The 19,822-nt window shown below is 36.8% G+C and carries 17 protein-coding genes; all 17 read right to left on the bottom strand.

Annotated features, from left to right (window positions below; all coding sequences use genetic code 11):
• Positions 1-4: 4 nt before the first annotated feature.
• A complete protein-coding gene (locus M1R53_RS01305) occupies positions 5-685 on the bottom strand; it encodes a CbiQ family ECF transporter T component (protein ID WP_249242805.1) in 681 nt (226 codons plus the stop codon).
• 15 nt (positions 686-700) lie between these two features.
• Entirely contained in the window at positions 701-994 is a 294-nt protein-coding gene (locus M1R53_RS01300; protein ID WP_106018170.1) for an energy-coupling factor ABC transporter substrate-binding protein, read from the bottom strand.
• On the bottom strand, positions 981-1,691 hold the full coding sequence (locus tag M1R53_RS01295) for an energy-coupling factor ABC transporter permease (protein ID WP_070599401.1): 711 nt from the start codon (positions 1,689-1,691) through the stop codon (positions 981-983). The genes M1R53_RS01300 and M1R53_RS01295 overlap by 14 nt, the downstream gene beginning before the upstream one ends.
• Before the next feature lie 499 nt (positions 1,692-2,190).
• Complete coding sequence (locus tag M1R53_RS01290; RefSeq protein ID WP_019214338.1) at positions 2,191-2,535, bottom strand: ArsR/SmtB family transcription factor; 345 nt, start codon at positions 2,533-2,535, stop codon at positions 2,191-2,193.
• Positions 2,525-3,385, bottom strand: coding sequence for a 16S rRNA (adenine(1518)-N(6)/adenine(1519)-N(6))-dimethyltransferase RsmA (gene rsmA, locus M1R53_RS01285; protein ID WP_249242804.1), 861 nt, complete (start codon positions 3,383-3,385; stop codon positions 2,525-2,527). Before rsmA ends, M1R53_RS01290 begins: the two co-directional genes overlap by 11 nt.
• Positions 3,378-3,911 (bottom strand): ribonuclease M5, encoded by a 534-nt coding sequence (gene rnmV, locus M1R53_RS01280; RefSeq protein WP_249242803.1) that lies wholly within the window; start codon positions 3,909-3,911, stop codon positions 3,378-3,380. The genes rsmA and rnmV overlap by 8 nt, the downstream gene beginning before the upstream one ends.
• Positions 3,904-4,674 carry a TatD family hydrolase gene (locus M1R53_RS01275; protein WP_085839457.1) on the bottom strand — a complete coding sequence of 257 codons (771 nt, stop codon included), beginning with the start codon at positions 4,672-4,674 and terminating at the stop codon, positions 3,904-3,906. The genes rnmV and M1R53_RS01275 overlap by 8 nt, the downstream gene beginning before the upstream one ends.
• Positions 4,674-6,611 carry a methionine--tRNA ligase gene (metG, locus tag M1R53_RS01270; protein WP_249242802.1) on the bottom strand — a complete coding sequence of 646 codons (1,938 nt, stop codon included), beginning with the start codon at positions 6,609-6,611 and terminating at the stop codon, positions 4,674-4,676. The genes M1R53_RS01275 and metG overlap by 1 nt, the downstream gene beginning before the upstream one ends.
• An 88-nt stretch (positions 6,612-6,699) precedes the next feature.
• Complete coding sequence (locus M1R53_RS01265) at positions 6,700-8,415, bottom strand: ATP-binding cassette domain-containing protein (protein ID WP_249242801.1); 1,716 nt, start codon at positions 8,413-8,415, stop codon at positions 6,700-6,702.
• Positions 8,408-10,126, bottom strand: coding sequence for an ABC transporter ATP-binding protein (locus tag M1R53_RS01260; RefSeq protein WP_249242800.1), 1,719 nt, complete (start codon positions 10,124-10,126; stop codon positions 8,408-8,410). Before M1R53_RS01260 ends, M1R53_RS01265 begins: the two co-directional genes overlap by 8 nt.
• Positions 10,127-10,519: 393 nt before the next feature.
• Positions 10,520-11,092: a methyltransferase domain-containing protein gene (locus tag M1R53_RS01255; RefSeq protein ID WP_249242799.1), complete on the bottom strand. Its 573-nt coding sequence runs from the start codon at positions 11,090-11,092 to the stop codon at positions 10,520-10,522.
• 95 nt (positions 11,093-11,187) lie between these two features.
• A complete protein-coding gene (locus M1R53_RS01250; protein ID WP_249242798.1) occupies positions 11,188-12,114 on the bottom strand; it encodes a carotenoid biosynthesis protein in 927 nt (308 codons plus the stop codon).
• A 102-nt stretch (positions 12,115-12,216) separates the two neighbouring features.
• Complete coding sequence (locus M1R53_RS01245; protein WP_249242797.1) at positions 12,217-13,266, bottom strand: DMT family transporter; 1,050 nt, start codon at positions 13,264-13,266, stop codon at positions 12,217-12,219.
• Between the two features lie 467 nt (positions 13,267-13,733).
• Entirely contained in the window at positions 13,734-15,176 is a 1,443-nt protein-coding gene (locus tag M1R53_RS01240) for an aspartate ammonia-lyase (protein WP_249242796.1), read from the bottom strand.
• Positions 15,177-15,609: 433 nt separating this feature from the next.
• Positions 15,610-17,046 carry a glycogen synthase gene (locus M1R53_RS01235; RefSeq protein WP_249242795.1) on the bottom strand — a complete coding sequence of 479 codons (1,437 nt, stop codon included), beginning with the start codon at positions 17,044-17,046 and terminating at the stop codon, positions 15,610-15,612.
• Between the two features lie 2 nt (positions 17,047-17,048).
• On the bottom strand, positions 17,049-18,887 hold the full coding sequence (locus M1R53_RS01230) for an ATP-binding protein (protein ID WP_249242794.1): 1,839 nt from the start codon (positions 18,885-18,887) through the stop codon (positions 17,049-17,051).
• Positions 18,884-19,822: a DNA double-strand break repair nuclease NurA gene (locus tag M1R53_RS01225; protein WP_249242793.1), complete on the bottom strand. Its 939-nt coding sequence runs from the start codon at positions 19,820-19,822 to the stop codon at positions 18,884-18,886. The genes M1R53_RS01230 and M1R53_RS01225 overlap by 4 nt, the downstream gene beginning before the upstream one ends.

Raw genomic sequence — 19,822 nt, 5'->3', positions numbered from 1 at the left:
ATAATCACCTAACTGGGAATTCTCCATTGTAAAGCTTGATATTTAGTGCATTTATCATCTCTTCATTTCTCTTTAATATGCCTAAAATCATATTCTCAACAAAAATTTTGACTGACTTAAACGATGTCTTCGTATTGATAAAACCAAATTTTATCTCAAGACAGTTTATATTTGTCTGAGCTTCTTCTATAATTATAAAGATGAAGCGGTATATCAGCATAAACAGCTCAATAAACACATTTGGCAAGTGCAAGCTCTTAAAAACTCTGATAATATCGACCATAGGTGTCGTTACACTTAAGAAGATGACCGAAGAGGTCGCCGCAAGAGATCTAAAAAAAACATTTAGAAATAGCATCTCTTGCCCTTCAATCACACCAAAGTATACACCGAAAATATTTATTGAGTAAACAAAATGATTTTCCTTAGAAAAACCAATTATCAAGAACACTGTTCCTAAAAATATGAAAATTATAGGAATTTTGATAAATGATATGACGTTTCTCACTTTAAACTTTGCAAATGCGAGTTCCAGAATTATTATTAATATAAATATGGATAAATTTACGTAAATATTGTCAAGGCCAAGTGCTAAAACTAGCATAATTAATGTAAATAAAAATTTATATCCAGCTTTAACATGCCTTAAACCGTTCGTATATGCGAACTGATCAATGAGTAGCAATTTGTATTAGCTCCTTTATTTATCTTTTTCCTTCTTACTTGCAGCGCCCTTCCAGCTGCCAATGATGTAGCCAATAGCTCCAGCACCGATAGCTGCTTGAAGACCAAATAACAAGGATTCAACTTCGCCCGATGGTGGTTCCCAAAGGGATTCGAACCATGGTTCATAACCTGGCTTTAATGCTTCTATCTGTTCACTTGCAGCGTCATCAGAGCCGCCATATTCGCCTTGTACGAAAACTAGAGGTAAAACTACTAGTAAAATCGCAAGTATAATTAAGATTAAGTTGCTTTTCTTATAGTCTTTCATTATTAAGTACCCCCTCACCTTTGTATCTAAGCATAAGGTTAACTATAACTACAGTTAATAAACCTTCAACTATAGCTATAGGGATTTGAGTTACAGCAAAGATTGATAAGAACTTTCCTAAAGCAGCCGCAAAGCCTATGCCTTCATGGTAAACAACAGCAAGTTGAGTAGCTGTAACAACATAAGTGAATAAGTCACCGATAGTTGCTGCACAGAAAACTGCTAAACTTCTATTTTGTTTTTTCAATAAGTGATAGATGGCAAAAGCGACAAAAGGTCCAGCTATAGCCATAGAGAATGTATTAGCACCTAAAGTAGTTAAACCACCGTGAGCTAATAACAAAGCTTGGAAAATTAAAACAATTAAACCTAAAACAGATGTTTGAAGAGGTCCAAATAGTATAGCACCTAGACCAGTACCTGTTGGGTGTGAACAACTACCTACTACTGAAGGGATCTTCATAGCAGATAAAACGAAGATAAATCCACCTGCAAGTGCAAGTAAAACCTTCTTTTCGTTTGAATCAGAGTCTTTAGCAATTTTTCTAATACCAAGTATAATAAATGGTAGTGATATTAGTCCCCAGATTAAGCACCATTCTTTAGGAAGGTAACCTTCCATGATGTGCATTGCATAAGCGTCTGCGGACAATAAAATTAGTGAAAGACCCATGAGAATGAAATTTTTCTTTCTCATAAATTATTCCTCCTTTTATTTTCCTACGCAAAGACTCCTTTTAAAAATCAGATTGATTTAGAAAAGAACCTCTCTTTGCCGAAGGTATTTCTTGATAAAGTAAGGTTTTCCGGCTAGCGTTTTAAGCCCTTGTAAACGCCTTCCCATTATTAAACGAATAACAGTGACATAAGTGTTTACTTAGTGTGCGCCAACGGCAGCGGCGACTGCGTCTTTTAAACTTCCCTTAAACAGTATCAATATAATTATATCACTATGAATGGCAAAATGCAAGGCAATAAGCACATATAAATAATATAGTTAAGTGTAATTTTATAAATGATAAGAGTGTTCGAGGTATAAAAAAGGAGAGACTTATACACTCTCCCCCATAATAATACAAGTCTTTTGTGCTTTTTCATTATTTAGATAAATTATTAGTTTCATTATCTCATTATTGGTAAAAGCATAAACAAATACACAAAAAAATCTGCCACCTAAGTGACAGATAATATATACTTTATTGAACTTTTTCTTTTGCGTGCTCCAAGCCTTGTTTATACAGCATCAAAACGTGCTCGTCATCAAGTGAGTATATCAGCGCCTTGCCGTCTCTTTCGTATTTAACTAGGCCAAGGTTTCTTAATATTCTTAGGTGGTGACTAACAAGTGGCTGTGTCATGTTTAGCGCGTATGAAAGGTCTGTAACACACATCTCACTTAGGCTTAGCGCATGTATGATTTGTATTCTTGAAGGCTCGCTAAGCGCTTTCATGATATCTGCAAGTCTTTCAACTATCTTATAATCGATGGTATCATTTTTAATCGCGTCTAATTCTTCTTGAGTTAATTCTTTATTTTCCATATATTCCCTCCAAGTCTTTCGTTATATTTACAAAGTCATCGAAGCTTAGCTCCTCCGCCCTTGCATTTTCACCTTTACCAATGGCCTTAAGTGCATCCACTGTATCTTTTTTATCTATACCCACTTCGCTATTAAATAAAGCATTCGCAAGTGTTTTCCTTCTCTTCATAAAAGAAGCTCTAATTATTTTTAAGAATAGCTCTTCATTTGCTAAATCTTTTTTCTTCTTTTTTATATATAATACTGCTGAATCAACTTTTGGCTTTGGATAAAAACAGTCCTTTGACACATTAAACGCAATGCGCGCATCTCCATAAGCCCTTGTAAAGACTGATATGCTGCCGTAGTCTTTTGATTTTTCATCGGCGACTATCCTTTGAGCAACTTCTTTTTGCACCATAACTGTGATTGAATCTATCTCAAGTTTTGATTCAAGCAAAAATGTTAGTATGGGTGTCGTAACATAATACGGAAGATTTGCGCACACTTTGAACGCTCCGCCTGTCAAGGATTTTATCTCGTCCTCACTCGCGTCCATAAAATCTTTATAAATTACATGGGCATTGTCATACGGGCCGAGTGTCTCCTTGTGAATTTCTCTAAGTGATTCATCAAGTTCAAAGGCAATGACTTTTTTCGCGTGCTTCGCTAGCTCTTCGGTCAAAGTGCCTATGCCAGGGCCTATCTCCATCACAGTAGTATCCTTTGTAATTCCGCTCTCTTCAGCAATCTTTCTTATTATATTGCCATCGATCAAAAAGTTTTGTCCAAGCGCTTTTTTAAATTCAAAACCGAAGCTCTCTTGCAGCTCTTTGAGTCTTGCTATGCTATATAAACCTTTTTCAGTCAATTTTTTTCATAGCCTCCTCGAAATCTTCTCTCGAAATTTGATAATAGTTTAGTGCGTCGAGCATTTTTTTTGCGTTTGAATTAGAAATTTTTAGTAGGCTCGCAAGTTTTTCGCGTCTCTCGCTTGAACCGTCTGCTCCTATAAGACCTGTCTCATACAAATCTTTCGTTGTGTATAAAACTTTTCTCTCCTCTGTTGAGGCTCTTGCATTCATCAAGGCATCGATAATTGCTTCCTTTGAAGCATTTTCAACACCTATATCATCTTTCTTAATCGCATCTGACTGCTTTAGATAAGCATTTTTGCAGCCCTTAACATTTTCATTTATAGTGCGTCTAATCATCTTGCCGGCGTAATCAGGGTCAGTAAATACAATTACTCCCCTCGTTTTAACGGCCTTTCTCAGCTCATCAAAGAGTGTTTTTTTAATTTTATATCCATGTGTCGCGACTATGTCGGCATCTATAGCATTTTTTATCTGGGCAATGTCGTCCATGCCCTCGACAACTATGAGTTCTTTAATCATTTTCTACTCCAAAAAATTCAAATGCGTTCTTCTTTGTCGCTTCTAATACTTCTTCTGTGCTGATGCCTTTGATCTCGGCAAGTTTTTCTGCGACCAAGACTACTTTTCTCGGGTCATTTCTCTTGCCCCTAAAAGGTACTGGCGTCATATATGGTGAGTCTGTCTCTATAAGGAGGTCTTTCAAATCAACTTCCCTTGCGACGTCCACTGTGTTTTTTGCATTTTTAAAAGTTAGCGCTCCACCTAAAGCTAGTTTGTAGCCTAATTTTAAAAATTTTCTCGCCATCTCTATGGATCCTGTATAGCAGTGAATAAGAACTTTCATATCTTGAGCGTATTTTTCAAGTATTTCATAAGTTTCTTCCATCGCTTCACGCGTGTGAATAACGATAGGAACATCCATCTCTCTAGCCAAATCTATCTGGTCAATAAAAACTTTTCTTTGTACATCTCTTGGCGAAAAATCATAGTGATAGTCAAGACCAATCTCGCCTATCGCCATAACCTTATCTTTTTTCAATAGCTCTTTAAGTGCCTCACGTGTCTCTGCTGTGTAATCCTTTGCCTCATGCGGATGCACTCCTACAACTGCGTAGACGTGATCGTATTTTTTGGCAAGTTCATAGCTCGAGTAGCTTGTTTTAAGGTCAGATGCTATATTGAAAAAATAGTTTCCGCCCGATAAAATATCGGCTATGACCTGGTCTCTGTCCTCATCAAAGGCCTCATCATCAAGATGAGCGTGTGAATCAACGAATATCATTACGCAATCACTGAGCCACTTGGCATATCTTCAAGCGATGTAACTAATGATAAGTCATCGCCGTTTTCGCAAGCAAGTATCATGCCTTGAGATTCAACGCCTCTAAGCTTTCTAGGCTTTAAATTACATACAACGACAACCTTCTTGCCGATGATGTCCTCAGGCTTATACCACTTTTTGATGCCACTAACAATAGTTCTTGTCTCATCACCAATTTTTACAGTATTGATCAAAAGCTTGTCAGCTTCAGGATGTTCCTTTGAATCAATTACTTCACCTAGTCTTAGATCAAGCTTTGCAAAGTCATCAAACTCTATAGCTGGCTTAGCGTCTTGTTCTTCTGCCTTTGCCTTGCCATCTTTTTCTTCTCTTGACTTAATTAAATTTTCGTTTTCTGCAAGTAGTCTCTCTACTTCTTTATCAACGTCAAGTCTTGGGAATAGTGTATCTATCTTCTTTACAGTATATTTATCAACTAAACCAAATTCGTCGCATTCTTCATATTTCATTTCTTCACTTAAACCAAGTGCTTCCCTGATCTTCTTAGCAGTATCAGGGATGAATGGGCTAAGTAATACAGATGATATTCTTAATGCTTCAAGTAAATTATATATGATAGTTTCAAGTCTTTCCTTGTGTTCGTTATCGTTTAAAGTCCATGGGCATGTTTCATCGATGTACTTATTGGACCTTCTAATTAGCTTAAATACTTCGTCAATTGCTACCGATAGGTTAAGATGTTCCATCTTTTCATCAAGAACAGCTTTTCTTGTTAGAGCCACGTCTATTAAATCCTTATCGATTGCATCATCAGAATTCTTTTTATTAACAGTTCCGCCAAAGTACTTTTCCGCCATGGCAATAGTTCTTGAAACCAAGTTGCCAAGATCATTTGCAAGGTCAGAGTTAACTCTTTCCATAAACTTTTTGCTTTGGAAATTACCATCGCTACCAAAGTTAAACTCTCTCATAACGTAGTACTTAAGCGCATCTCTGCCATATAGCTTAACTATTGGCTCAGGATAAATGACATTGCCTTTACTCTTACTCATCTTGTCACTTTCAAAAAGTATCCAGCCATGAGCAAAGACTTTCTTAGGTAGTGGAAGGTCTAGAGCCATAAGTAGTGCTGGCCATATAATTACGTGGAAACGTAAAATATCCTTACCAACCAAGTGAATATCAGCTGGCCAAAGTTTTTTGAACTTTTCATCGTCTTGTAAATATCCTGCTGCGTCAATGTATGATGACAAAGCGTCTATCCATACGTAAACAACATGCTTTGGATCGAACGGCACTTGAACGCCCCAATCAAATGAAGTTCTTGAAACGCACAAATCTTGAAGGCCTTCTTTAAAGAAGTTATTGATCATCTCAGTCTTTTTAGACTCTGGTTCAATAAATTCTGGGTGCTCTTCATAATATTTTAATAGTCTGTCCTTGTAATTACTTAGTCTGAAGAAATACGCTTCTTCATGAGCTGGATGCACTTCTCTACCGCAGTCAGGGCACTTGCCATCAACAAGTTGAGACTCAGTCCAGAACGACTCACATGGAGTGCAGTAAAGACCTTCATACTCGCCCTTGTAGATGTCGCCTTGCTCGTAAAGCCTTGTAAATATCTTCTTAACCATCTCATCATGAGATTTATCTGAAGTTCTGATATACTTATCATATCTAATGTCAAGTAAATCCCATAGCTTATATATTTCTTTATTAATATTAGTAACAAATTCTAGTGGAGTAACGCCAGCCTTTTCAGCGTTCTTTTGAATCTTTTCGCCGTGTTCGTCGGAGCCTGTAACAAAATATACATCCATGCCTTGAAGTTCTTTATACCTCTTAAGCATGTCCGCAACTATAGTCGTATACGTATTTCCTATGTGTAAGTAACCACTTGGATAATAAATTGGTGTACTCAAATAATATTTTTCCATTCTTTCAACTCCTTTTCCCTTAATTATAGCATAAAGAGACAAAAAAATCAAAGACCATTTATATATAATCTTTGATTAATTTAATTTATTATTTATAAAATTTTGCTTGTGCTTCATACATCTCTCTATAATATGGCGAATTTTTTAATAGCTCATCATTTGTGCCAACGCTATCCACTATACCATCTTTAAAAACTACTATCTTATCAACGCTTTTGCAAATTCCAAGTCTATGCGTAACGATGATGGATGTCCTTCCCTTTGATATGTCTAAAAACTTCTTTAAGATTTCGCTCTCTTGCATCGGGTCAAGAGCCGATGTTGCTTCATCAAGTATAATTAGTTTAGCATCCTTATACATGGATCTCGCTATATCAAGCCTTTGCCTTTCGCCGCCAGATAGCTCTACTCCGTCAAAGTCTTTGCCAAGCCTTGTATCAAGTGAATGCTCTTTATATAATTTGTCTAATCCTACATAATCAAGTAGCGACTTCACTTTTGCTTCGTCATAAGTTTCTTGCGATGCGATATGCTCAGCTATACTTAAATTAGTCTCTGTCCTTTCTTGAGGAACTATTGTGTAACCATCAAAACTTAATCCTCTTCCCTTTATATTTACTCCGCCAAAAGATATTTCGCCCACGGCATCATAGACTCCTGTCAAAGCCTTTGTAAATGTAGTCTTGCCCGAGCCATTGTAGCCAACTATTGCCACGCTCTCGCCCTCATCTATACTTAGGCTTATATCGTGAAGACCATTGTCAGTTTTTGGATAAGTAAATGTAAGTTCATTGACATCGATTTTGCCAAAATTTACATCATAAGCTTTTTTCTCTTCACTGCTGCCCATAAAAGTAAAGTAATCGCTTGCGAAGGAAATGTTTCTCGGTAAATTGCCGACAGTGACTATCATCTCTTTACTTGAGTTTTGCATATTTTGATAAGCCATGAGAGCCGCACCCATCATGCCGATGAGTATCTTGCCATCAAAGGCAAGCTTTATCGTTATAATTATGGCGATAGAGAAAGCTATGACGCTTAGTATGTCGCAGAAAAGTAGTGACTTAGCATCTTTTAGTCTCTCATCAAAATATTTTTTACTTGTATCTTTAAATACGTTTGTATATTTACTTAAGAAAAAATTTGAGCTGTTATATGATTTTATTTCTCTATTAGTCTTAGTATCTGTAAATATGCTATAGAAATAATTTAGTTTTCTCTCGTCAAAGGTTTCTATGCTCTTTAAATCATAAAAGGCTTTGCCACGTATAAGCCTTGTTATTAGGTACGGCACTACTGTTAATGCTGCTAGTGCAACTAAGTACGAGCTATAAGTCCAAAGCGTTGCTAGTATAAAGATAACTTCAAGTCCTTGACCTAGCGCCATAGCAAGTAACCTAACTGAATTACTTAGCCTTTCGTCATCAACTGCTGCCCCCGCTCTTTCTTCTATAGTTAAAAAATCTCTATCCTCAAAATTAATTAAGTCTACCCTTGATAATTTTGCCGCCATCTCTCTATTTAAGTAGCTGCCAGTTTTTTCAAACAAATATCCATTCATTGCTATCGCATATAAGTACTCAAGAAGTCTTTCAAGTGCTATGATGATTAAAAGTATAAGGCCATATTTTATAAAAGCATCTATATCATTAACATTTTTAATGTATTCATAGCCGCTTTGTATGATATGCATCGAGGCATATAACTTTGCTGCGACAAAGAAGCCTGAAATTATATGATAGATGAAGACATATATGGTCGCGATTGGTGTTACGCTAAAAACTTTTTTAATTACCTTAGTCATTTTTTGCCTCCTTATACCAAGCCGCTTGTTCAGTGAACATCTTTGCATATTTACCGCCCTTTTCCATAAGCGTTTCATGCGTGCCTCGTTCAATAAGCCTTCCCTTATCAATTACTAAAACCTCATCTGCAAGCTTTGATAAAACAAGTCTGTGAGTGATAATTATAGCACCGCGCATCTTAAGCACTTTGATTATGCCCTCATACATTTTAGCTTCCATCATCGGATCCATGGATGCAGTTGGCTCATCAAAGATTAGAAAATCAGAAGACTTTGAGATGGCTCTAGCTATTGCAAGCCTTTGGCTTTCGCCGCCAGATAGGTATACGCCGTCGTCTTCAAGTTTACCTAAATTAGTATTTGCATCGTATTTATCAAGCTCCATTAAATCTAAATCGCCTGAAATATCCTTATCATCGCCAAGTAAAATGTTATCCTTTATACTAAGTTCATAGTTTTGAAAGTCTTGATAAACTATTGCTAAGCTATCTGCCAATTCTTTTTTCGATAAATAGTATGGCTCAGTACCGTTGATCTTGACAGTCCCGCTACTTGGCTTGTAAAGTCCAGCTATCAGCTTGATTATAGTTGACTTACCAGCTCCGTTTTCACCAACTATGGCAGTAACTTTATTCTTGTCAATAGCTAAAGATAAATCATCTAAAACGATATTTTCGCTTTGTGGATATTTAAAGCTTAATTTATCAAAAACGATTTTCTCATCACTCTTGTTTTGTACTATAATTTCTTTTTCGTCATAATCAAGAATATATAAAAGAGTTTCTGCGATGTAGCCAGAATTAGCTACGCTAGAGGCTTCATAAACAAAGTCCTCCGCCATATCTAAGGTAGTCGACGCAGATGTGATAACAGCTGTAAGTGAACCGACAGTAATTGCTCTTTGAATTAGTTTTAATATTACAAAAAGTATTGCAAGGCCCATCCAAATTATGTTTATAAAAGAGCTAAGCAAAAGATATTTTTGACTTGCAATAGTCGTTTTAAGTCTCTCATCAAAAACAGCCTCGGAATATTTTTTAAACTTCTTAAGAAATAAAGATTTCATTTGAAAAACTTTTATCTCATAGATGGCGTTCTTGTCCTTAAGTATCCTTAAAATATTTTCCATCTCACGCTCATTATGTGAGGTGTACTCAAACATCTGATTCATATTATTAACTGCTTTAAAACTGAAGAATACATCAAGCGCAGCACTTATCATATAAGCAAGGCCAAGATAAATAGAGATTGTAAAGAACACAAAGGCAATACCCACTACCTTCACCACAATAGCTGCTATGGCAATGGATGAGTTAAAAAGTTCAATCACTGCCATGTGAGGACTGTCCTTCACCTTGTTTAGCTTATCTTGAAAACCAGACTTTTCAATCTCTTCCAAAGATATTTTATCTAGTTTATTCATGATTGTCGTGTTTAAATTGAGTTCAAGCTTTTGCTCAAGCTTTATGTCTAAAATATTTCTAATGAACTTAGATACTTCTCCCCAAGCAAATAAAAGTATCAAAAGAATGACTGGAAATAAATTACGTTCTCCATGTACATAATTAAGAATCGAGTCGACAGCCATAGCTGTAGCGTAAATTATCGCTGGACTAACAAGCGCTGTGATTAAAGATTCAATTAGAATAAATATGTATGTGGAGCCTGTGTGCTTACGTACAAGTTTGTATGTGTTAAAAATTGCTCTCATATTAACACCTCCTAAATAAAATTTATAAAATAATTAAAATACCCCCCCTCAAACGAAGGAGAAAAAGGTTGAGGGAGGGTTAATATAATAAACTATTCACTACATTAATCTTATCACTTTATAATCTAATTGTCAAGTCACTTTGCTAAAGAGATAAATATTATGCGAAAAAATGGATGTCATTAATAAAAGACATCCAAGAGCATGATTATTAAATTAATTAAATGGTTTTATCGCAAGTATTTTGCCACGCTTGATAAATTCATCAAGGCCTTCGTGTCCCCACTTGTTTAAGTACTCCTCTGTCAAGTCCTCTTCTACTATGGTAAATGGCATGAAGCCAACCTTTTCTAAAATTTTCTTCAGAGCCTCTGAAGTGATGGATCCACCTACTCATGTCGCGTGAAAGATGGGATCGGCTATGATATCGTCAGGAAGCTTTTTTATCTGAATGATATCACTTATTGATACACGTCCGCCTGGTTTAAGCACGCGGAATATCTCTTTATAGACCTTTTCCTTGTCTTCAAGTAGATTAATAACGCAGTTTGATATAACGACGTCGAATGTATTGTCAGGCAAATTAATATCGTCAATGTCTGAGACTAAAAAGTCGGCATTGTCAAAGCCTCTCTTGTCACGAATGAAATTTGCACGCTCAATCATCTCTGGAAGCCTGTCAATACCCACAGCCTTGCCAGTTCCGTGCATCTCACGAGCCGCCTTGAATACATCGACCCCTTTGCCGCAGCCAAGGTCAAGTAGCCACTCGCCATCCTTTAGTTTAGCATTTTGTATGGGATTGCCACAACCAAGCCCTAAATCACCACCAAGCTCAATGTCCTCATCAGTGTAGCCGAGTGAATAGGCGACCGCCCTTTGCCTTTCCTCGTCCGAAACCTGATTGTCCTCGGCTATCTTTTTATAAAATTCATCAACATATTGTTTTGTATCTATTTTTTTCATATCATCACCATAGTATATATACCCAGAACATATTTAAAATATTCTATATGTTATATTAATACTTATAAATTATTTTTATGCAGCCTTATATCTTCTTACCTGCTCAAGCCTTCTTTCTTGTCTTCATAATTTTTTTCAAAATTAATCAATGTTAGCATAATAGTTCCTATGAATAAAAACGCTGCAAAGACTGCATATACTAGCATTGCACTTAAAACTCCTAAATGTGCAAGTCCTGCGATGCAGTAAGTGTAGATAGCAAGCCAAAATATTGTCAGTGCTGGGTCAAAAAATTTTATCTTTATATCTTTTCTTTTCAAAAATATTTCTCTAATCAGCCTTATAAATATATATATCCACAAAATTAAAAATGCGATGAATGAAAACCATTCGTCTGTTATATCGTTTAGCTTAAGTGAAATAAAGCTTAAAACGCCAACTGTTGCGACTGACATAAGGCCTATGATTATGGCGGCAATTATATTTTTGATTATGGATTTTTCATTGCGGTGCCAATACGCTTCTGAATAATAAATTATCGATGGCGTTTCGAAGATATATCCTAAGAAATTTACCCAGATGACTGACATGAAGGTATGGTGATTTACTGATAAATTTATCTCTCTTCCTTCCCAAACCCAAAATCCGCCTGAAAGCCTTATGGCTGCTACATCTAGTAGGAGGTCCATCGATACGACGAAAAAGCCTGACAGAAGCGCTGTCATTATTGGGCTGAGTTTAAATTTCTTGGCAAGTTTATAGGCACAGACGGCTACTGCACCCCACATAAGTCCGCCAAAGAATGGGAATTGATATGGCTCTACGCCTATCATTATGTAATAAAGGTTTGAGTAGTGATAAATTTCTGTTAGGCGCACCGCAAGTAGCTCAAGCGAAAATCCCGCTATTGCCGCAGATATAAACATGTATAGCTCGTTCCAATTTTTCTTCTTGATAACGTCAAATAAAAATATTGCGACGATTATGTAACAAATTATTTCAAATGCGTTGATCCAGTTCATAATTAACTCCTTTTTATTTTATAATTATATTATAGCATAAATCAAAAAATAAAATGGGGAGCATTTGCACAAATTTTTAATGCATTTGCTCCCCAATGATGTCTATAAATTGTTCTTATGCAATCTCATGTGCTCTTCACTGCTCAAAAAGTCATTGTGACCTTGCTTGTCTTCATTCAAAAAGTGTTTGTGCTCGTGCTCATGTGTCAAGACATGTGTATGCGTATAACCATCATGTGTGTGAGTGATAGTATGTGTGTGCAAGTGCGTATGCTTAATTAAGCAAGTGTCAATAACTACAAAAACTGTTCCCACTATCATCAAGATAAGTCCAACAAAATATGAAGCACTTAAAGCTTCACCATTGACCAGAAAACACAAAAACGTTCCAATAAATGGGGCGATTGCGTAATAAGCACTGGTCTTTGCTGCGCCTAAATCTCTTTGACTGCGCACGTACAAAAATATGCTTAGTCCATAAGCCACATAGCCAAGCAAAAGTGCATAAATAGTGTAGCGGATCTCAGGAAATTTCTCTCCTAAGATTATAGATATAATTAAGGAAGCAATTCCTGAACAAAGTCCTTTTATGGTCACGATTTGATAAGAGGATTTGTTTGAAATTTTTCTAGTGCAGTTATTTTCAAGACCCCAAGACATAGTTGCTAGTATTACAAAAAGCGATCCATATGAAAATCTAAAAGATTCTTGACCCTCAAATGAAAGTATAATGCTTGAAAGCGTGATAAATACTATGGCAATCCATAAATTTTTCGACACATCTTCTTTAAAAATCACTAGAGCGATGATGCTTGTTGCAACTATCTCGAAGTTTCCTAAAAGTGATGCGTTTGCTGATGAACCTATTGATATACCTATCATTAAAAATATGGGCGCAATTACATCTAAGACCACCATAAGTATAGTGTATGTCAAATCATTTTTTGTCAGCCTCATGTCCTTATCCTCGTTTTTGTATTTAAATAAATACATGATACCAACGCCAATGCCCGCTCCAAGATAAAGGAAGGCCGCCATGAATGTCGGCGAGATGTTTTTTAATAAAACTTTTGAAAATGGTGTATTAAGTGCATAAAAGACGGCTGCTAATATCGCGCAAATTATTGCAGTGATTTTATTATTTTTATTCATCTAAATCTACTCCTATGTTTTTTATACTTATATTATAGCACAAATTTGCAAATAAAAATGGGGAGCATTTGCATCAAATTTTTAATGCATTTGCTCCCCATAAATTTTTTTATTTTGTTTTATTTATTAAAATAGTTTATTTACTCCGAACTAATTTTGTCCTTCAATTATCACTGTTCACATTTGCCAAACAAATTTCGCAGATCAAGGAAGAACCCGACCCATTTGCAAAGCTTCGCTTTGAATGGGTGCCCCAGAACCTTGGTGCTTCGCACTTGCGATGGATAAGACGAAGTGGACTGACGAAGCAAGCGATCTATAAAATAATCTAATACCCCGAGTTAATTTCGTAGAGCAAGCGAGATGATTGGGCGACGTGGACTGACGAAGCAAGCGGAGCGTATTAGTCATACTCGAGCATTGCCGAACAAGCGAATGAGCGTAAGGGCGCATTTTAACGCAAAATTTTATTCGTCTTCCTTGTCGCCTTTTTCTTGGATCAATTCCCTCGCTGCAATTCCCGGTTTAGTCAATTGGAATGGGTTGAAGATTTCATCTATTTCTTTTTGATCAAGTATATTGTCTCTTAGTATGATTGAAGTAACTGATTCACCTGTCTTAAGTGCTTCCTTAGCGATGGCTGCTGATTTTTTGTAGCCGATGTGTGGTACAAGTGCTGTTACCATGCCTACTGAGTTGTCAAGTAGCGCCTTGCATCTGTCCTTGTCAGCAACGATGCCTTCAACGCAGTTTACTCTAAGTGTTTCGCAAGCGTTTCCAAGTGTTTCGATTGATTCGAAAAGCTTGTAGAACATAACTGGTTCGAATGCGTTTAGCTCAAGTTGGCCTGCTTCAGCTGCCATAGTGATGCACATGTCATTACCGATGATTGAGAAAGCAACTTGACTAGCCACTTCTGGAATAACTGGGTTAACCTTTCCTGGCATGATGGATGAGCCGTTTTGTCTAGCCGGTAAAATTATTTCGCCAAAACCAGTTCTTGGTCCTGAGCTCATAAGTCTTAGGTCGTTACTCATCTTTGACAATGTTATTGCGCAAGTCTTGATTGTTGCTGATAGGAAAGCCACTCCGTCAAGATTTTGTGTGCCGTCTATCATGTCATCTGCTTGTTTAAGTGAAAGTCCTGTCACTCTCGCAAGTGTTTCTGTAATATTTACATAATAGTTAACATCAACGTTTATGCCTGTGCCGATGGCTGTTGATCCCATGTTTATAACTTTTAGAACGTCTCTTGCCTTTTTAATTCTTCTAACGTCACGGCGAAGAGCGCTTTGATATGCGTGAAATTCTTGACCAAGTCTGATAGGTACTGCATCTTGTAACTGTGTTCTACCCATCTTAATAACGTCGTCAAACTCAATTGATTTCTTTTCAAGAGCATTAATTAAGTCCATTAATTGGTCTATAGTCTTGTTAACAAGCTTAACAGCAGCTATCTTACCAGCTGTTGGATAAACGTCGTTAGTTGATTGGCACATGTTAACGTCATCATTTGGATGAACGTGGTCATATGTACCTAGGTCTCCGCCCATAAGCTCATTAGCAAGGTTAGCGATAACTTCGTTAGCGTTCATGTTGGCTGTAGTTCCAGCTCCGCCTTGAATTGCATCGCAAATGAATTGGTCGTGATATTTTCCTTCGATAACCATATCACAAGCCTTGGCAATGGCTTCTTCTTTTTCTTTTGACATAAGGCGTGATTGTTGGTTAGTGATTGCGCAAGCCTTTTTAATTTCAGCAAGAGCAACAATCATCTCTGGATGAATGTGTCTGCCAGTTATATGAAAGTTTTCTTTACCTCTTAGACTTTGAACGCCATAATAAGCGTCTACTGGTACTTCCTTCTCACCAATAGAGTCTGCTTCTATTCTTTTTTTGATTTCTTCCATGACTTACCTCCCGAATTTTAATTACATCATCATTTTAACACATAATCGAAAAGCTTGCAAGCGCTTAAGTCTGGGATTATAGACTAAATTTTTTAATCCGTTAAAGTATTTGCAAGCTAAGTGAAAATATAATTCATTGTGACTTGAATCACAGTCTTTAATTTGATAAATATGAAAGAAATATTTTTATCTCTTCAAAAATATTTTATAAATTTTTTTGCTAATGGTCTTGCCACGCTAATAGTTTTGCCACGATAATAGTTTTGCTCACTTAATCGCCTAACATATGATAAGTAAATTCACTTCTTCAAGGGCTCGTCAGACGTTTAGCAATTTTACTTCAGCAAACGTATAGCATAAAACAAAAAACCTCTTTACTTAAAGCAAAGAGGTTTGTGATTTTTTATTCTTATTTATTTGCCCAAAGCAAAATTTATTCGTCGCAAAGATTTTGATACAACCCAATATACTCCTCCGCTGTCTTTTTCCAGTCATTATCAACTCTCATCGCGTTTTTCAAAATCCTATTAAACTCATCTTCATCTTGATAATATAATTTCAAGGCTCTATTCAGTGCCTCATACATTTCATTTTGGTCGATATTTTCAAAAGCAAAGCCATTGGCATGGTCTTTATCATCGTTATACGCAATGACGGTGTCTTTGAGTCCGCCAACTTTTCTAACTAAAGGAAGTGATCCATATCGCATGGCAATCATTTGTGCTGATCCGCAAGGCTCAAGCTCTGACGGCATCAAGAGTATGTCCGATGCTGCGTATAATCTTCTCGCTTCGTTCTCATTATAATAAATTCTTGCCGCCATCTTGTCTGGATACTTTTCTTCAAGCTCTCTAAATTTTTCTTCGTAGCTCTTAAATCCAGTTCCCATGATGATGAAATTACAATCAAGCTTCATCATCTCTTCAATCGCACCAATTACAAGCTTAATTCCTTTTGAACGCTTCATACGGCTGATCATAATAACTAGAGGCTTGTCTCCATCTTTTTTAAGTCCATAATAGTTTTGAACTTCTTCCTTATTATATCTTTTTAATTTAAAAGCATTTACATCGTAATTTTTAAATAAGGCTTCATCTGTCATCGGATTATATTTTTCGTTGTCTATACCATTGACAATGCCATGAAATTTATAGCTATACTCCTTAAAAACTTCTTCAAGTCCCTCTCCGAAATGTGGATCCATTAGCTCGTCTCTAAAAGACTTACTTATGGTAGTAACTATATCGGATGAGACGATGCCTGCCTTAAGCATATTGATTGAGTCGATGAACTCATAATTTTGATCCTTTAGTACTTCAAGGTCTGTATCGACTATGCCAGCTATGATATTTTGATTGAAAACTCCCTGATATTTTAGATTATGAACTGTGAAAACTGTTCTAATCCCTTTGTAATAGCTGTCGCTTTTCTTGTACTGCTTTAAGAGTATTGGCACAAGCCCTGTATGCCAGTCGTTCGCGTGAATTATGTCTGGCTTAATGCTATAGGTCTTGATAAATTCCAAAACTGCCTTTGTAAAGAAGATGTAGCGCTTGGCGTCGTCAAATTCGCCATATATCCTGTCTCTTTCAAAATAATCTTCGTTGGCTATAAAAATATATTTAACGCCTGCTTCTTCGTATTTAAAAACGCTTGCGTAAATAATGCCGTCGCCCATCATGACTCCGTAGGATGACATGAACTCGACTTTTTCTTGATATTCTCTCTTTATTGGCTTGTGTAAGGGAATGAAAACGTATACGTCGTTGCCCTCTTTGGCGACTTCTTGTGGAAGGCACCTCATTGTCTCGGCAAGTCCTCTTGTTTTAACGAAAGGACTCACTTCTGCTGCTAAAAAAAATATTCTCATATTTATTCCTTCTCTATATATTCATTTTGTCCGAATGGATTTGTTCTTTTATTTATATATCCGTCTTGTGCTAGTCGTTCAAGTATATCCTTAAATTCTTCTGTGCTCATGGTGCCGACTGTCTTTTCAAGTCTAGCCGCTTCACGAGTTAGATTAAAATCGCTTATTGGAAGAATGTCTTTTATCTCTTCAAATACAGCCAGCATCCTATCTTCTGTCTCACCCTTTAGTTCTAAGAATGGATTTACTTTGTCTATGGCTTTGGTGTCGGCAAAACGAAATCTTGTGAATATGGTTCTACCAAAGGAGGCTTCTGATATAAAGGCATCGCCTGTAGTCAAGTAAGGAAGCCTCTTTGCATCGTCTGAACTGATGTCTGTCTCCTCTTTTATGGTACTGATGTCTGATTCTCTAACTGTTCTTAGTATAAATTTTGTATTGAGCTGAGCTGTGATAGTGTCATCAAGCAGTGTTATCCTTTGTGTTGCCAAAATTAAGAAGACACCGTATTTTCTTCCCTCTTGAGCAACTTCCTTGAGAATAGGCTTTGATGCACTCTCAAAGGCCTTCGGAGCAAAATTATGTGCTTCGTCTGTGATTATTATAAATGGTGGGAAGTAGTCTTCATCGTTTGTTCCGAGTAATTTCGCGTCCATATAGGCTCTTCTCTTATAATAAAATTTCTTAAGTATATATGATGAATAAACTTCTAGTAATCTTGTCGATCCCTTTAATGAAATAAGTTTACCGCTTCTAAGCGCTGCCTCTAAAGCTTCAGAATCGCTGCTAAATACATTGTCCTGAACAAGTCTTCTAAATCTCCAGCTAATTCCTTTTAAGCTCGATGCATTTAATTTGCGGCTATATTTATTTTGGTAGCCTTGTAATCTTTTTATCCTATCAGCTTCGGCTGCATCGCCATTAAGCTCAGCTGTCTGCATATCCATCTTAAGAGCATCCTCAGTTCTATCAAGCGCTTCAAGTATTTCGCTTAGTCTAAGTCTAAATGAGTCAAGGCTCTCGCCCCTCTTAAAAACTTCATCAACTGAGGTATCCATCGCATCTGTCATTGCGCCAGCTGCGTTTAATAAATTTTTAAACTCGCCCACGTTTAGGTCCTTAAAATCAACTCCAACGTCCTTACCAAGTAAAAAGCTTTGATATAAATTACTGTAGTCAGGCGCTTCGTCATAAGTCTTTAGCTTAAAATCCATCTCATAGTGAGGGTCTAAAACTATAGTCGGTATCCTCTTTTTCATAAGCTCTTCGATGATTACTCTTAGTGCAAATGATTTACCCGAACCAGAGCCTCCAAATACACCTATGTGTGGGTATTGACTGAATTCACTCACATTGAAGATGTATGGAAGATCATTTTGATTTTTTCTCTCGCCATTTTCAAATGTATATACAATATTTTTTAGCTCTTCGTCTGCATGTTCATAAAGGTCATCAGTATTCTTGATAACTCCGAGAACTAAGCCATCTTTAGGTGATGACTTGATGATAAGATTCTTGATCTCGTCAAATTTTGGCACTCTAACGGAAGAGCCTGCCATGATTGGGTACATCGCTTCCTCTAAAAGCCTAAGCTTAGCTAAGTAGATGACTTCGTTATTCACATCATAGCCCAATTTATACAAGGAATCAATCACGCTTTGATCAACAAAATCATTTTCTTTTTCAAATGGCATAAAGCGATTGAAGGTATTTGCTTCAACTACCTCGCCTATATAATTTTTAACCTTGTCTTCAACGAGCAAAAACTCATTTATTCTAAAATTTCTCTCATTCGAGGCCAAATAAACCTCGCTTGTGCCTGTTAAACCTAAGACTTTCATCTAAAATTCCTCACTTCGTTAAAATATCTATCGTAAACGTCCTTGTCAAGCTCCTTGACTAGAACCCTCTGTTTAAGTTCATCTGTAATTTTGACCTTCTTGTCAACTATATCTAAGATTATAGGTATGCCTCTTGAATCCTTTGGCGTCAGCATTATCATAGTTTTGAGTACATCCTTCATAGCATCTTTTTGCTCAGTCGATATATCTACGCCGATGGCATAAGGCTTCATCGATGTTCGAACAAAGGCACTCGTTATGCCTTCTTCAGCCTTGTTATTGATCTCATCCTTTATAAGCATCGCCTCTTTATAATCAAGTAGCGAAAAGAGTATCTCTCTATCGTAGGCCTTCAAATCAAGCTCTTTTCCAAGTATTGAGGTCTTTATCTCCTCGATGACCCCAGCTAAAATTATTCCGCGCTCTATGCAAATTTTTTTAAGCTCTTCAAAATCTTCTTTACAGCTGATGATGTAGCGGATAAAACCGCCATCCATGAATATCATCTTAGGCGTTTCTTTTTCTAGAGCCTCAATTGTGACGCGCACCTCAAGTCTTGCCATCTCTTTTTTAACATACATTTCAGACTCAAATGAAAATTCGTCCTCCTCTTGCACTTGTCCTTGCATTGGCGAGTATATAGTGCTCTTTCTGTGCTCAAAACCCTTTTTTGTCGATATCACAAGAGCGTCTATAACGCTGATGTAGTGCGGATAAAGTGAGCCTATCCTACCCAGCGAGCCATCCACAGCCCAGAGACCGCCTTCATCAGCAAGCTTTTCAAGGTCTATATCGTCTTCTATCATGTATTTATCTGCAAGACCGTTATAAATATCTTTCTTAAGACCTTCTCTACCCCTCTTATCTATGTCCATGGACTTTTCTTTTATTAAATTATTTAAATCTCTCATCTTTATGAGCAATTCTTCGTACAT

The sequence above is a fragment of the Fenollaria massiliensis genome (assembly GCF_023347705.1).
GTDB lineage: Bacteria > Bacillota > Clostridia > Tissierellales > Peptoniphilaceae > Fenollaria > Fenollaria massiliensis.
This window is presented reverse-complemented; position numbering and strand designations above follow the sequence as displayed.

Coding starts and splice junctions, on each gene's coding strand:
- M1R53_RS01250 (WP_249242798.1), bottom strand. CDS start 12,114: ATGAACTGGATCAACGCATTTGAAATAATTTGTTACATAATCGTCGCA.
- M1R53_RS01265 (WP_249242801.1), bottom strand. CDS start 8,415: ATGACTAAGGTAATTAAAAAAGTTTTTAGCGTAACACCAATCGCGACC.
- M1R53_RS01295 (WP_070599401.1), bottom strand. CDS start 1,691: ATGAGAAAGAAAAATTTCATTCTCATGGGTCTTTCACTAATTTTATTG.
- rnmV (WP_249242803.1), bottom strand. CDS start 3,911: ATGATTAAAGAACTCATAGTTGTCGAGGGCATGGACGACATTGCCCAG.
- M1R53_RS01235 (WP_249242795.1), bottom strand. CDS start 17,046: ATGAGAATATTTTTTTTAGCAGCAGAAGTGAGTCCTTTCGTTAAAACA.
- M1R53_RS01290 (WP_019214338.1), bottom strand. CDS start 2,535: ATGGAAAATAAAGAATTAACTCAAGAAGAATTAGACGCGATTAAAAAT.
- M1R53_RS01300 (WP_106018170.1), bottom strand. CDS start 994: ATGAAAGACTATAAGAAAAGCAACTTAATCTTAATTATACTTGCGATT.
- M1R53_RS01275 (WP_085839457.1), bottom strand. CDS start 4,674: ATGATATTCGTTGATTCACACGCTCATCTTGATGATGAGGCCTTTGAT.
- M1R53_RS01225 (WP_249242793.1), bottom strand. CDS start 19,822: ATGTACGAAGAATTGCTCATAAAGATGAGAGATTTAAATAATTTAATA.
- M1R53_RS01240 (WP_249242796.1), bottom strand. CDS start 15,176: ATGGAAGAAATCAAAAAAAGAATAGAAGCAGACTCTATTGGTGAGAAG.
- M1R53_RS01260 (WP_249242800.1), bottom strand. CDS start 10,126: ATGAGAGCAATTTTTAACACATACAAACTTGTACGTAAGCACACAGGC.
- M1R53_RS01245 (WP_249242797.1), bottom strand. CDS start 13,266: ATGAATAAAAATAATAAAATCACTGCAATAATTTGCGCGATATTAGCA.
- M1R53_RS01230 (WP_249242794.1), bottom strand. CDS start 18,887: ATGAAAGTCTTAGGTTTAACAGGCACAAGCGAGGTTTATTTGGCCTCG.
- metG (WP_249242802.1), bottom strand. CDS start 6,611: ATGGAAAAATATTATTTGAGTACACCAATTTATTATCCAAGTGGTTAC.
- M1R53_RS01255 (WP_249242799.1), bottom strand. CDS start 11,092: ATGAAAAAAATAGATACAAAACAATATGTTGATGAATTTTATAAAAAG.